The following is a 14,577-nucleotide window of genomic DNA, read 5'->3' on the forward strand; positions in this document are numbered from 1 at the left end:
GCCAGACCGCAAGGTGTTTTAACAAATCAAAAGGGGTTTTTATAGCGGATTTATAGCTGAAAGCTCTACAGAACCCCCTGCCTAGCAGGGGGTTTTCTATATACAATAAAGGCCCACCTAAAAGGTGAGCCTGCAAAAAAATTTATAACAGATAAAAAATCTATTGGCTTAATCCATTACGCATCTTTCTTCGACGCCTGTAAATACAGCAATTCCAGTCCAATCGTTGCGGCTGCCAATGCCGTAATCTCAGATTGATCATAAGCCGGAGCCACTTCCACCACGTCCATTCCAACGATATTCAACGGTTGCAAACCACGCACTATTTTCAATGCGCGATCTGACGTCAATCCACCAATCACTGGCGTCCCCGTGCCCGGAGCAAATGCCGGATCCAGGCAATCAATATCGAATGTCAGGTAAATCGGCAAATCACCAACCACCGTTTTGATCTGCTCAACAATATCATCAACACTGCGATCATTGACCTGACCGGCATCCAGCACAGTGAAACCGTTATCAGTCTCGTGTTCAGTGCGGATACCAATTTGTACTGAATGATGAGGATCTATCAGCCCTTCATTCGGCGCATGATAAAACATCGTACCATGATCGAATTTGCTGCCGTTGGGATAAGTATCCGTATGGGCATCAAAATGAATCAGCGCCATTTTGCCAAAGTGCTTCGCATGGGCACGCAACAGAGGCAAAGTGACAAAATGATCACCACCAAAAGACAGCATACGCTTACCTGATACCAGCACCTTTTCAGCATGTGCCTGCAACTTATCGCTCATGTCCTGAGCATCACCGAAGTTAAATACCAGATCGCCGCAATCTACCACATTCAGGCGCTTGCGTAAGCTAAAGTTCCATGGCCAACGACTGCTTTCCCATGCCAGATTAGTCGATACCTGACGAATAGCGGCTGGCCCGTGACGGCTACCCGCGCGCCCTGATGTCGCCATATCAAAAGGCACACCAGTAATCACCCATTCCGCATCACTGGAATAAGGCTGAAAGTTCAATGGAAAACGCAGGAAGCCAAAGGCATTTGAAACCAAAGAATGATCAATCTGGTTTCCTAAGGAGCTAATACTCATGATATATCCTCAAAAGTCCCGCCCTGCTATTACCAGTCCCCAATATTGTCAATATTCAATGATTGGCAGCAACCAGTGGCACGGAGGCTTATTTACGCTAGAAGATTAATCTTCCAAATACGCTATCATTTTAAATTACAATTAAAACAAAATGTTAGCAATAAATCCGAAACTGAAGAAACAAATGCGTACACACTAATATAAAAACAAGAAAAGTACCCAAGGCATCTTAGTTCAACGATAATCATATAGTATTAAACATGTTTTCTGCTTGCCACTACTTTAAAAAGTAGATCCCACGAAATATCAAATGAACATTTAAGAGGTCATGATACCAATTTATTGATAGTGATGAATGTTTAAATAATACCCTATGACCCTGTCATGTATTTCTATGGATTTTGAAAAAGACAACGTTTTGCGAGTCAGTCTTGCTAAATGTTGACGAAGATTCAGATTATGTCTTTCTATGCGTTGTGTATAACGCTTACTGACCACACGCAGCTTCCCCGCCAGTGTTTTTTCATCGCTTCTCCAGCCATCGGTCATAGAGATCACAATGTTGAAGGAAGCCAGTAGCGCCATCAGACGCATCAATGTTTTCTTTGTTCTTGGGCCAAAAACGTGGGCGATCACTTTCCGTCTGATCCGGTCGTAAGCATAAAAGAGCCAACAGGGCTGATTCTTTGACTTCACGTACGACCACTGCTCATCCATTTCGCAACAGACAATCACTTCAGTGCCGGGAGCAATGGCTTCTGTTACCGATTTGGGTCTGAGCTTTTTAAATGGCGAAGGACAGTATTCAGACCAATCCCCATCACACGCGCTGTCGCCCGGCATCCCATTCCATTCATGGCCATATCGACGATTTGCTTATGTGTACCGGGACGACAAGCGGCATAAGTGAATTCCCGTTGCCAAGAATGACGGCAGGACTGGCAAAGATAACGTTGATGACCAGAGCGAGAGCGCCCATTACGGTGGATCCCTTTAACTGCACAACAAGATGGGCAGGTCACATCAATCTTTGCCATCTGAATGTTCTCCAAATAGACAGACTATACATGATTCAATAAATTGATGTCATGACTGAAAAAATAATGGAAATATGCTTATGAGAGGATTGTGAATATAGATAATAAATAGCCATTCAAAGTCAAAGTATTGTATAAGATCTTGACTAAGAATGACTATTAATGAAGGTCAATGACTAATAAAGATTACTCATCTTCCAAATAGGTGTAACCATACAGGCCGTTTTCAAACTCTTGCAGGAATTGTTCCTGTAAATTTTCATCCAAATCAGCCGATTTCACCTGATCACGGAAGCGAGTCAACAGTATCTGCGGCTCAAGTTTGACGTATTGCAGCATATTGGCGACAGAATCACCTTCTTCACTTTGCTGATAAGTTACTTCACCATTTTCTGCAACATAAACATCAATGGCTGCTGTATCACCAAACAAGTTATGCATGTTGCCCAGAATTTCCTGATAGGCCCCGACCATAAAGAAACCGATCAATGGCGGATTTTCTGGATTATAAGCGGGCATTGGCATTGTTGTCGCCACACCATCACCATCAATATAATGGTCAATCGTGCCATCAGAATCACAGGTGATATCCAACAGAACGGCACGACGATCCAACGGTTTATCCAGTCCTTCAATCGGCAAGACCGGGAAAAGCTGATCAATTCCCCACGCATCCGGCATTGACTGGAATAACGAGAAGTTCACGTAGAATTTATCTGCCATGCGTTCCTGTAATTCATCAATGATTGGACGATGGGCACGGTTGCTTGGATCAAGATCCTGCTGAATATGGCGACAGATATTTAAATACAGTTCTTCCGCCCATGCACGCTCTGACAGATTCAACATACCGTGGGCATACTGGGTATGAACATCATGCAGATCAAACTGGCTATCATGCAACCATTCACGCAGGGAGCGGCGGCTGCCGTCAGATTGCATCTCCGTCCATGTTTCCCACAGACTGGTCAGGGGACGCGTCGCATTTTCTGCCGGTGGTGTTGTTTCAGTGAATTCATTGCGTTCAACCCCAATCACATTGGAGACCAAAACCGTATGATGAGCTGTCAATGCACGACCTGATTCCGTAATAACCGTTGGGTGAGGCAAGCCGTGTTCTTCACACGCATCACCTATCCCCCAGATAACGTTATTCGCGTATTCATTCAAACCGTAGTTAACCGAGCATTCTGATTGGGAGCGTGTGCCTTCATAATCGACACCTAATCCACCACCTACGTCGAAGCACTGAATATTGACACCCAGTTTAGATAGCTCGACATAAAAGCGGGCAGATTCACGTACACCCGTTGCCACATCACGAATATTCGCCAATTGGGAACCCAAGTGGAAATGCAGCAATTGCAAACTATCCAAGCGTCCTACTGCACGCAACATTTCAACCAATTGCAATACCTGCGCCGCAGCCAAACCAAACTTGGATTTCTCACCACCACTGGACTGCCATTTCCCCGTTCCTTGTGAAGCCAAGCGTGCCCGCACCCCAAGACGAGGTATTACATTGAGGCGCTCAGCTTCTTCCAGCACCATAGCAATTTCAGACATCTTCTCGATAACCAGATACACCTTGTGTCCCAGCTTTTCACCGATCAGCGCCAGACGAATATATTCCCGATCCTTATAACCATTACAAACAATCACAGTACCTGTCATGCCTGCATGAGCCAATACTGCCATTAATTCCGCTTTGGAACCTGCTTCCAATCCAATTGGTTCATCAGCGTTTGCCAATGTTTCAATGACACGGCGCTGCTGATTAACCTTAATCGGATACACAAGGAAATAATCCCCTTTATATCCATAAGATTCACGTGCACGCTTAAACGCCGCATTAATAGAACGCAAACGATGTTGCAAGATCTGGGGAAAACAAAACAATGCAGGCAAACGTAATTGTTCTTTTTCTTCCTGAACTTTCTTCACCAGATCGGCAAGTTCAATTTGAGCTCCCGGTAAATCAGGGTTTGGGCAAACACTGACATTACCCAGATCATTGACATAGTAATAGCCGCCGCCCCAGTATGCGATGTTATAGGTCTGTCGCATTTTGCGAGCAATATTATCATTCATGGCAGTCTCCTTTATGGAGTCGAGGTTTGCCTTCACCTGTAAAGTCAATAACCCAAGGCACTATTTTATCGTGCGTATCTTGCGCATTAAAAAATGTCAGGGAACAGCATGCTCTTAAATTATAGGGACGTTTAGAGAGTACTAAACAATATATTTATAGTGTGGCTATATGATGCCAACTCAATATTACCTGCTTATATGTTGCGGGTAACATCGAAATGAATTCATATTCAAAAGGAAGGAACAAGATGTGAAGACATCAATGACGTAGTGTGGCTGTTGACCGTTAACAATCAGCAGATAATGGTTCATAGCCCCATTCACCCCCACATGGCTTACCGACAGCAAGCCGTTTCTCAATTGAGAAGCAGGACACGTATATATCTCCTGCAAACACCCGTAACTTCAAGTACAAAAATTAACTTATGTTACGCGCGCAGTTTATACCTGTAATCCAATAAAATTGCAAAATGAAATTTACCTAAATGAAACGAATACCCCATCCTTTTTAGAAGGGAAAGCTAAAATGTCACACAATGAAAGATATTTAAAATTAAAAAAACTGGTAACCTTAGCAAGAGTAACTTAAAATAGCCGTCTAGATGGTAAAACATCCGCCCTTAAACCAAGATTATATTTAAGGTAATAAAATATAATGACTACACATCTTTTCACTTCTGAGTCTGTTTCAGAAGGACATCCAGACAAAATTGCCGATCAGATTTCCGATGCCGTTCTAGATGCAATTCTAGAGCAAGATCCTAAGGCTCGGGTTGCCTGCGAAACTTATGTTAAAACAGGCATGGTGATGGTTGGAGGCGAAATCACTACCAGCGCTTGGGTTGATATCGAGGAAATTACTCGCCGCACTGTACGTGAAATCGGCTATACCAGTTCCGATATGGGATTTGATGCCAACTCATGTGCTGTTATCAGTGCAATTGGTAAACAATCTCCTGATATCAATCAGGGTGTTGATCGTGCAGATCCTCTGGAGCAAGGTGCAGGAGATCAGGGCTTGATGTTTGGTTATGCAACCAACGAAACTGATGTTCTCATGCCAGCACCTATCACCTATGCACACCGTTTGGTTGAGCGTCAGGCTGAAGTACGTAAAAACGGTACTCTGCCGTGGTTGCGCCCTGATGCAAAAAGTCAGGTAACCTTCCAGTACGATAACGGCAAGATTGTTGGTATTGATGCAGTTGTGCTTTCAACCCAGCACTCCGAAGATATCGCTCAAAAAGCGCTACAAGAAGCCGTGATGGATGAGATCATCAAGCCTGTACTGCCTACTGAATGGCTTACTCCGATGACCAAATACTTCATTAACCCAACAGGTCGCTTCGTGATCGGTGGTCCAATGGGTGACTGTGGTCTGACTGGTCGTAAGATCATTGTAGATACCTATGGTGGTATGGCTCGTCATGGTGGTGGCGCATTCTCTGGTAAAGATCCATCCAAAGTTGACCGTTCAGCAGCCTATGCAGCACGTTATGTTGCTAAAAACATCGTTGCGGCAGGTCTGGCTGATCGCTGTGAAATCCAAGTGTCTTACGCCATTGGTGTTGCTGAGCCAACATCTATCATGGTGGAAACATTCGGTACAGAGAAAGTTCCAACCTCAACACTGACTCAATTAGTGCGTAAATTCTTTGATCTGCGCCCTTACGGTCTGATTAAAATGTTGGATCTGTTACACCCAATCTATCGCGATACAGCGGCCTACGGACATTTTGGTCGTGAACAGTTCCCTTGGGAAGCAACAGATAAAGCTGAAATTCTACGCTCTGCAGCAGGATTGAAGTAATTCTTTGCTAATCTATGAAACCCGCAACGCTAACGCTGCGGGTTTTTTTATAATTAAAATACAGTATTCAGCCATAATGAAATTCATTAGAGTTCCCCTCTCCTTACAACAAGCTGTTATGCACACCATGCGACAGAAATTAATTCAGGCGAATCATTTTTGGCAGCAAAGTTTTCCTGAACCCCACATAACCTATCAACAACGGGGGACAATTGCAGGCAGTGCACGACTGCAAGATTGGGAAATCCGTCTGAATCCTATTTTGTTAATCGAAAATCAACAAACATTCATTGATGAAGTTATCCCACATGAACTGGCGCATCTATTGGCTCATCATCAATTTGGCAAGGTTGCTCCACACGGAAAAGAGTGGCGCTTTATCATGGAAACAATATTTGAAGTAAAAGCCAGCCGGACACATCAGTTCCCTGTACATTCTGTCCGCAGTAAAATATTCATTTATTGTTGCAGCTGTCAGCAACATGAACTGACAATAAAGCAGCACAATAAAATTCTCAGAGGAAAAAATTGCTATGTTTGCCGCCAATGTGGAGAAAAACTAATATTATTGTGACAAATTTAGTGGAATAAACTTAGCTAAAACCACAAAATGCCCTTCAATCAGGGCACCTTGTTTAAATAATTCGAGGCAATATCAGCACGAGTACATTATGTTATCAAATACTTTATGTAATCAGGTACATTTATAATACATTTATTTTTTGATTATATTCGCTGCTTTAATTTTTTCAGCTTCTTCAATGACTTGATCAGCAGTTTTCCCATGAAGGGATTGAAAAAATCTCTGTTCCAACTTTTGTATATCTCCATATTTGATATTCCCATCCTTGTTATCCTTAAACAAATCATCAAAATCGATACTATTGGTCATGGCAACATTCAATGAATCATCAAATTGTAATTTTTTATCTTCTGATAAAGTATCTCTGATTTTTTCAATGGATGTTTTTACAGCAATTTCATTTGTTCCATCAATTCTGAGTTGATTATCACATCCAACCAATATAAATCCCAATAAACAAACTGTTAACAATTTCCTCATGATTCAACTCCGCCTATTACCGATAAAGCAATAATAGCAGAAGTAGAGCATATAAATTGTTTTAAGGAAAATTTTTCTTACTAAATCAGGAATATTTATAACTTGATCATTTATTACTTTATGTCATTAATGCGCGTTTGCTTCTAAATCTTGTTTATAAGCATAAAAGTAACCTGCCGCTGTACCATTCCCATTAGTATCGAATTTATTTGCTGCAATCCTGAAATATTTCAATATGTCCTCCTAAGGAGAACAATGCCTGTCATTCATTAGAAGCCATTGCAAAAAGGTTGTATCCCGATTTTTTCAAGGATATTGCCCCTCAAGCTGATAATGTTCATAAAACATTTACCACACTTGATGGTCGTGGTGTTTTCTGGATAACCGCAAAATAATTCTTCTTCTAAATAAATCCCACTCGTTTTCGAGTGGATATTTCTCTATCTAACCAAATAAAACATTTATTCTAAAAAAATTTAGACATAGAAAGTAAAAATCTCCTCATCTATTTTATCATCATCAAAAATCACCAAAAATAATTCATATTTTTACTATAAAATTAGAAAACAATACCGTTTTACACTTATTTCCTATGTAATATTTTTATTTATTTAAAATAATATTTATTGACTTAATAATCTTGAGGCTTGTTCAAAACAGAAATAAAGAGTAATTTTAACATTAATCTTATTGTCACAATAATGTCTTCCATAAGAATAAGATGGATTCTTATTCCTATGGAAGACGTTACCATGTTCTAAGCAAAGAGAGGAATTAAATAATTTTATAAAAAATAAAGAAATCACCAATGATAATAATAACATTGTAAATTAAAAACAGGAATCTCTATGTCTAAGCCCCTAAAGAAAAAGCCTTTATACCAGATACTCTATGTCCAAGTCATATTTGCCATTTTACTGGGTATAGCCCTTGGTCATTTTTATCCTGATTTTGGTCAATCACTAAAACCATTAGGTGATGCATTCATTAAAATTGTGAAAATGATCATTGCACCTGTTATCTTTTTGACTGTAGTTACAGGGATAGCCGGAATGAATAATATGAAAATGGTTGGTAATGTTGTAGGAAAGGCAATGCTATACTTTTTAACATTTTCAACTCTTGCTTTAGTTATTGGGTTAATTGTCTCCAATATCATCCGTCCCGGTGATGGCTTGAATATCTCTCCTGATTCGTTAGACAGCAGCAAAGTTGCCGGTTATGTAGAGAAAGCCCATGAGTCATCCATCGTTGGTTTTCTCATGAATATCATACCCGAAACCGTTGTTAGTCCACTTGTGAATGGTAATATTCTTCAGGTTCTGTTTATTTCCGTTATTTTTGGGGCTGCTTTAGCCACAACAGGGAAAAAAGGAGAGCCTATTTTAGTCTTTTTACAAAACGTCTCAGAACCAGTCTTTAAAATGGTCGGGATTTTAATGAAATTAGCACCTATTGGTGCATTCGGAGCAATGGCATTTACCATAGGTAAATATGGTATTTCATCAATTGGAAATTTAATGATGTTAATAGTAACTTTTTACATTACATCATTGCTATTTGTACTCATAGTTCTAGGTGCCGTTGCTAGATATAATGGTTTTTCAATCATTCAGTTAATAAGATATATTAAAGATGAACTCTGGTTAGTCTTGGGGACATCATCTTCTGAAGCCGCTTTACCAAGCTTAATGAAAAAAATGGAAAATGTAGGTTGTGAGAAATCAATTGTCGGCTTAGTCATTCCAACAGGTTATTCGTTTAATCTTGATGGTACGAATATTTATATGACGATGGCTGCATTATTTATCGCTCAAGCAACCGGCATTGAGCTGAGTCTCACTGAGCAAATTTCTTTACTATTAGTTGCTATGATCAGTTCAAAGGGTGCGGCAGGTGTAACAGGAGCAGGTTTTATTACGCTAGCTGCTACTTTATCTGTAGTTCCAAACATCCCCGTAGCTGGCATGGCCCTTATTTTAGGTATTGATAGATTTATGTCTGAATGCCGTGCATTGACAAATCTGGTTGGTAATGCTTGCGCCAGTATTGTTGTTGCTCGCTGGGAAAATGCTTTGGATAAAGAAAAAATGTATCAAGTATTAAATAGTGACATCCAAAACTCATTAGAAAAAACATCAAATAAATAAGAAAAATCATCTATACCCAATGGATTTCAAGATGCGTCGCGGCGGCAAGGGAGCGAATCCCCGGGAGCATAGATAACTATGTGACTGGGGTGAGTGAGTGCAGCCAACAAAGAGGCAACTTGAAATACGAAGGGTATATATAAAATAATACCATTCCCCTTTGATAAAAGGGGGGTATACGCTTCCTAAAAATGTGAAAATATCATTCAAAGTTTTATGATTACTTCAATTAATACAAAACAACCAAATAAACCATCTATTTATAAACACCTGAAAATATTTAATTAAAATGAAAACTTAACCTGATTTTTACCATCAAACAAATAATCAAAAACCCTTAAACCTGAGTCAATTAAATTAACCCATCCATTAACCCCACCTAAATACAATAATAAAAACATTTTGGCAAAAAATCATTAAGTAAACCAATAAAATTATAACATTAAGATATTACTTTTATAATAGGCATATTACTAGTAAAAAAATCACATACAACGAAAAAATTTTCATATTGTTAATTTATACAATTAAGGATTATATTTGTTGATATAGACCTATTATATTTAATTTCAATTTCAGTAAAAATTAAGAATTAATCGGATAATCAGTTTGGAATATATGTCCTAGTATACTTAAAACCAAAGTACCCGGAGAATATAATGAAAAAGCTACATGATATTGAGAAAGAATTATTGCCTTGCAAATCTTATAAGATGTTAATTAACGGCGAATGGGTTGATAGTGTTTCAAAAAATACGCTGCAAAGCTACAACCCTGCAACAGGTGAATTACTGACAGAATATGCAGCAGGTAATGCCGAAGATGTTGAGCTTGCTGTCAAGGCTGCCCAAAAAGCCCTGCCAGCATGGGGTAAAACCTCTGCGGCTGAAAGACAATCTCTATTACTGAAAATTGCCGACTTGCTGGAGGCAGAAGCTGAGCGCTTTATCGTCCTTGAAACATTAGATGGTGGTAAGACTCAGGCCCTGTGTCGTAATTTTGATATTCCTTTCTCTGTTGATCATTTCCGCTATTTCGCCGGGGTTATCCGTGCTCATTCTGATGCTAGTGATGTCATCGATAGCGACACACTGAGCTTAGTGATCAGAGAACCCATTGGTGTGGTAGGGCAGATCATTCCATGGAATTTCCCGTTATTGATGGCAGCCTGGAAACTCGCACCTGCTCTTGCTGCCGGCAATACTATTGTTATCAATCCGGCAAGCCTGACCCCAATAACTCTACTTGAATTAGGGCGTATCATGAATCAAGTTCTGCCACCGGGCGTTGTCAATATTGTCACGGGGCGTGGCTCAGTTGTAGGTCAAGCGATCCTTGACCATGACAGCATTGACAAGGTAGCTTTTACCGGTTCAACTGAAATCGGCTACAACGTTGCCGCAGCAGCCGCGAAAAGACTCATTCCTGCGACTCTGGAATTGGGCGGTAAATCTGCCAATATCGTCTTCCCCGATGCCAATATGAAAAAGGCAGTCAAATATGCTGCCAATGCTATTTTGCTGAATCAAGGGCAGGCCTGTGAATCCGGAGCCCGTCTGTTCCTGCATAAAGATATTCACGATGAATTCCTGAACTCACTGAAAACTGTGTTTGAATCAGTCAGGGTAGGAGACCCCATGCTGGCAGAAACAGAAATGGGCAGTCAGGTTAGTGAAGAGCAGATGAACACTATTTTGGGTTACATCGACCTCGCCAAACAAGAAGGTGCAACCATCCTGACAGGTGGAAAACGCATGACAGGAGCGGGATATGATAATGGTTTCTTTATCCAGCCGACAATTCTTACCCATGTGACCAATAATATGCGGGTTGCGCAGGAAGAAATTTTCGGGCCTGTACTGTGTGTCATTCCATTCAGCAATGAAGAAGACGTTATCGAAATGGCCAATGATTCCGAATATGGTCTGGCAGGTGCAGTATGGACGCAAGATATTAACCGCGCCCTTCGTGTAGCGAAAGCAGTAAAAACGGGCCGTATGTGGATCAATACCTACCACGAACTATCCGCCCATGCTCCTTTCGGTGGCTACAAAAAATCAGGACTTGGGCGTGAAACCCATAAGATGATGTTGGATGCTTACACTGAAGTGAAAAACATCTATATCAGCACTAAAGAAGACTAAAAAACAATCGCCACCCTTGTAGGTGGCGATTATCACATGATTTTATTCCAATTATTACATCCAGAAGAACCAGGCAACCACAGAAATAATGGCAATACATGCCAAGTTCAGCACTATACCTACTTTGACCATTTCTATTTGTTTGATATAGCCGGAGCCATAGACAATCGCGTTAGGTGGGGTTGCTACAGGCAACATAAATGCACAGGATGCACCAATACCAATTATCATGGTTAAAGCCATGACTGGCATACCCAGAGCTTCTGCAACCGTGGCAAAAATAGGCACCAGTAACGCAGCACTCGCGGTGTTACTGGTGAATTCTGTCAGGAAGATAATAAACGTAGCAATCGCGACGATGATCACAAACCAAGGGCTTGCACCAAAAGTCTCTGCCATGCCATTCGCCATAACTTCACTGGCACCAGAATTTTTCAAGACAGCACTCAGCGTCAGGCCACCACCGAATAGCATCAACACACCCCATTCAGTGTTATTTTGAATCTGTGACCATGTAGATACGCCTGTGATACCAATCAGAATCGCTGCGCTCACCGCAATAATCGTATCCAGGTCTTTGACACCGCCCAATGCATCACTGATAAATGAGCTGGAAATCCAGCATACTACGGTTAACAAGAAGATAGTCATGGCAATAACACGCTTACCATTCCATTCCAAATGTTCCAATTCCAGATTAAATTTGTGATTCAGATTTGGACGCAGCATGATGTACATTATCCCAACCATAACAGGCAACAGAATAATCACCATTGGCACGCCGTACTTCATCCATGTAAAGAAATCCATGCCCAATTGTGCCGCTGCGATGGCATTTGGCGGACTTCCTACCAACGTTCCCAAACCACCAATACTGGCGCTGTATGCGACTCCTAACAGCACAAATACAAAGGTATTGCGTTCAGTACGAACATCCAGATTTGCCAGAATACCGAGGATGAGTGGCAACATCATTGCAGCAGTTGCAGTATTGCTGATCCACATGGAAAGTACTGCGGTAATACCAAATATCAGCAATACCGCCACAGACAAGCGCCCACGGGCAATCATCAGCAAACGGTTAGCTATCAACCTGTCCAGACCTTGGATATGCAGCGCCGTTGCCAGTGCAAAGCCACCGAAGAATAAAAAGATTATCGGGTTTGCAAAAGATTTCAACGCATCACCGGTATTCATCAATCCCATACCAACAGCCAGAATAGGAACACACAGCGCAGTAATGGTGACGTGAATAGCTTCCGTTAGCCATAACACACCAACAAATGCCATTAATGCCAAACCTGCATTGGCTTTTTCCCCATAAGGCAAAAATTTAAGCAATGCTACAAGCAAGATGATATCCAGCGCGAGAATAATTAAGCCTCTTTTATTTGAGGAAATAGGCCCAACCGCTGGAGTTAAAGATTCAGAAGCGTCCATGAAGACTCCGTAAGACAATGAAACATAACTCTGTAATGTAAAAAGAATAATTAATGAATCATTGCTATAAATGTTAAAGAATTACATTACATGTGAAATAATAAGGAGTATTAACAAGGAAGAAAATATGAGTTACATCATTTTGGGATCTAATCCGCGGGATTTGTTAATTTATTAAAAAATAGTTCAGAAAAGGAACAAGACTTTTGTTGTCATATCACATTTTTGCACTGTAACGGTGTAAATAATCACCATGATAAATAAAATTTTCTTTTATTAAAAAGGTGAAAGAGAGTACTCTCTTTCACCTAAACATAAAGAATATTTATTTTTCAGAGGAAACAGCCGACAATTATGCCTGACCTTTCACTTCTTTCAGACCATTGAAAGGAGCGCGATTACCCAATGCTTCTTCAATGCGGATCAGCTGGTTGTATTTAGCAACACGGTCAGAACGGCTCATAGAACCTGTTTTGATTTGGCCCGCTGCAGTACCTACTGCCAAATCAGCAATAGTTGCATCTTCAGTTTCACCAGAACGGTGAGAAATAACCGCTGTGTAACCTGCATCTTTTGCCATCTTGATTGCAGCCAGAGTTTCAGTCAAAGAGCCGATCTGGTTGAATTTAATCAGGATGGAGTTTGCGATGCCTTTTTCGATACCTTCTTTCAGAATCTTGGTGTTGGTTACAAACAGATCGTCACCAACCAACTGGATTTTGTCACCCAGAACTTTAGTCTGGTAAGCAAAACCGTCCCAATCAGATTCGTTCAGACCATCTTCGATAGAAACGATTGGATACTCTTTAGTCAAGCCTTCCAGATAGTGGGTGAATTCCTGAGAGGTGAAAGTTTTCCCTTCGCCTTTCAGTTCATAGTTGCCAGTTTCTTCGTTATAGAATTCAGAAGCTGCACAATCCATCGCCAGAGTAATATCTTTACCCAGTACGTAACCCGCTTTCTCAACTGCTTCTTTGATTGCTGCCAGCGCTGCTGCGTTAGATTCCAGGTTTGGCGCATAGCCACCTTCATCACCCACCGCAGTGCCCATGCCTTTTGCTTTCAGCACTTTTGCCAGATTGTGGAATACTTCGGAACCCATGCGCACAGCTTCTTTCAGTGTGCCCGCGCCAATTGGCTGGATCATGAATTCCTGAATATCTACGTTGTTATCTGCGTGCTCACCACCGTTGATGATGTTCATCATTGGCAGAGGCATGGAGAATTTACCCGGAGTACCGTTCAACTCAGCGATGTGCTCATATAGAGGCATACCTTTCGCTGCCGCCGCTGCTTTGGAGTTTGCTAGAGAAACAGCCAAAATCGCGTTAGCACCGAAGTTAGATTTGTTTTCAGTACCATCCAGCTCGATCATGATCTTGTCGATGTTAGCCTGATCTTTCGCATCCTGACCAGCCAGAGCCTGTGCAATCGGGCCGTTGACCGCAGAAATTGCTTTCAGCACACCTTTACCCATGAAGCGAGATTTATCTCCATCACGCAGTTCCAGTGCTTCGCTAGAGCCAGTTGATGCACCTGATGGAGCAGCAGCCAGACCTACAAAGCCCCCTTCCAGATGTACTTCTGCTTCTACAGTTGGGTTACCACGGGAGTCGATGATTTCACGGCCAAGCACTTTAACGATTTTGGACATTAGGTTTTCCTCAGTACAAGTTAAATTCCGGGCAACAGATTGAAACTAAAAGCGATTATCTTAAAAGCGATTAGCTTAACTCCAA

Annotated in this window: 10 protein-coding genes; 4 read left to right on the plus strand and 6 right to left on the minus strand. The window is 41.3% G+C overall.

Features of this window, described 5'->3' with window-relative positions:
- Positions 1–176 precede the first annotated feature (176 nt).
- The 3 genes from speB to speA all read right to left on the minus strand — a co-directional run bounded on the left by speB (position 177) and on the right by speA (position 4,231).
- Positions 177–1,103: an agmatinase gene (gene speB / locus PSI23_RS15040; RefSeq protein WP_273555848.1), complete on the minus strand. Its 927-nt coding sequence runs from the start codon at positions 1,101–1,103 to the stop codon at positions 177–179.
- Positions 1,104–1,442: 339 nt separating this feature from the next.
- Positions 1,443–2,140 (minus strand): IS1 family transposase gene (locus tag PSI23_RS15045; RefSeq protein WP_273555849.1). Its coding sequence is split into 2 segments (ribosomal slippage): positions 1,443–1,891 and positions 1,891–2,140, totalling 699 coding nucleotides; the frame shifts between segments, so codons are not numbered across the junction.
- A 186-nt stretch (positions 2,141–2,326) separates the two neighbouring features.
- On the minus strand, positions 2,327–4,231 hold the full coding sequence (gene speA / locus PSI23_RS15050; protein ID WP_273555850.1) for a biosynthetic arginine decarboxylase: 1,905 nt from the start codon (positions 4,229–4,231) through the stop codon (positions 2,327–2,329).
- A gap of 655 nt (positions 4,232–4,886) precedes the next feature.
- On the opposite strand from speA, the gene metK reads away from it, so the two are divergent.
- Both metK and PSI23_RS15060 read left to right on the plus strand, forming a co-directional pair.
- Positions 4,887–6,041 carry a methionine adenosyltransferase gene (metK, locus tag PSI23_RS15055; protein WP_273555851.1) on the plus strand — a complete coding sequence of 385 codons (1,155 nt, stop codon included), beginning with the start codon at positions 4,887–4,889 and terminating at the stop codon, positions 6,039–6,041.
- Between the two features lie 76 nt (positions 6,042–6,117).
- Entirely contained in the window at positions 6,118–6,615 is a 498-nt protein-coding gene (locus PSI23_RS15060) for a SprT family zinc-dependent metalloprotease (RefSeq protein WP_273555852.1), read from the plus strand.
- A gap of 141 nt (positions 6,616–6,756) precedes the next feature.
- Here PSI23_RS15060 and PSI23_RS15065 read toward each other — a convergent pair whose 3' ends face one another.
- Positions 6,757–7,104, minus strand: coding sequence for a DUF6694 family lipoprotein (locus tag PSI23_RS15065; RefSeq protein WP_273555853.1), 348 nt, complete (start codon positions 7,102–7,104; stop codon positions 6,757–6,759).
- 848 nt (positions 7,105–7,952) lie between these two features.
- On the opposite strand from PSI23_RS15065, the gene PSI23_RS15075 reads away from it, so the two are divergent.
- On the plus strand, positions 7,953–9,254 hold the full coding sequence (locus PSI23_RS15075; RefSeq protein ID WP_273555854.1) for a dicarboxylate/amino acid:cation symporter: 1,302 nt from the start codon (positions 7,953–7,955) through the stop codon (positions 9,252–9,254).
- A 659-nt stretch (positions 9,255–9,913) separates the two neighbouring features.
- The gene (locus PSI23_RS15080) at positions 9,914–11,398 is read left to right on the plus strand and encodes an aldehyde dehydrogenase family protein (protein WP_273555855.1); all 1,485 of its coding nucleotides are present in this window, start codon (positions 9,914–9,916) and stop codon (positions 11,396–11,398) included.
- A gap of 54 nt (positions 11,399–11,452) precedes the next feature.
- On the opposite strand, the gene PSI23_RS15085 is transcribed toward PSI23_RS15080, so the two are convergent.
- Complete coding sequence (locus PSI23_RS15085; protein WP_273555856.1) at positions 11,453–12,838, minus strand: SLC13 family permease; 1,386 nt, start codon at positions 12,836–12,838, stop codon at positions 11,453–11,455.
- Positions 12,839–13,190: 352 nt separating this feature from the next.
- A complete protein-coding gene (eno, locus tag PSI23_RS15090) occupies positions 13,191–14,492 on the minus strand; it encodes a phosphopyruvate hydratase (protein WP_273555857.1) in 1,302 nt (433 codons plus the stop codon).
- Positions 14,493–14,577 lie beyond the last annotated feature (85 nt).

This window comes from Xenorhabdus yunnanensis (assembly GCF_028598805.1).
GTDB lineage: Bacteria > Pseudomonadota > Gammaproteobacteria > Enterobacterales > Enterobacteriaceae > Xenorhabdus > Xenorhabdus yunnanensis.

Coding starts and splice junctions, on each gene's coding strand:
- speB (WP_273555848.1), bottom strand. CDS start 1,103: ATGAGTATTAGCTCCTTAGGAAACCAGATTGATCATTCTTTGGTTTCA.
- speA (WP_273555850.1), bottom strand. CDS start 4,231: ATGAATGATAATATTGCTCGCAAAATGCGACAGACCTATAACATCGCA.
- metK (WP_273555851.1), top strand. CDS start 4,887: ATGACTACACATCTTTTCACTTCTGAGTCTGTTTCAGAAGGACATCCA.
- PSI23_RS15060 (WP_273555852.1), top strand. CDS start 6,118: ATGAAATTCATTAGAGTTCCCCTCTCCTTACAACAAGCTGTTATGCAC.
- PSI23_RS15065 (WP_273555853.1), bottom strand. CDS start 7,104: ATGAGGAAATTGTTAACAGTTTGTTTATTGGGATTTATATTGGTTGGA.
- PSI23_RS15075 (WP_273555854.1), top strand. CDS start 7,953: ATGTCTAAGCCCCTAAAGAAAAAGCCTTTATACCAGATACTCTATGTC.
- PSI23_RS15080 (WP_273555855.1), top strand. CDS start 9,914: ATGAAAAAGCTACATGATATTGAGAAAGAATTATTGCCTTGCAAATCT.
- PSI23_RS15085 (WP_273555856.1), bottom strand. CDS start 12,838: ATGGACGCTTCTGAATCTTTAACTCCAGCGGTTGGGCCTATTTCCTCA.
- eno (WP_273555857.1), bottom strand. CDS start 14,492: ATGTCCAAAATCGTTAAAGTGCTTGGCCGTGAAATCATCGACTCCCGT.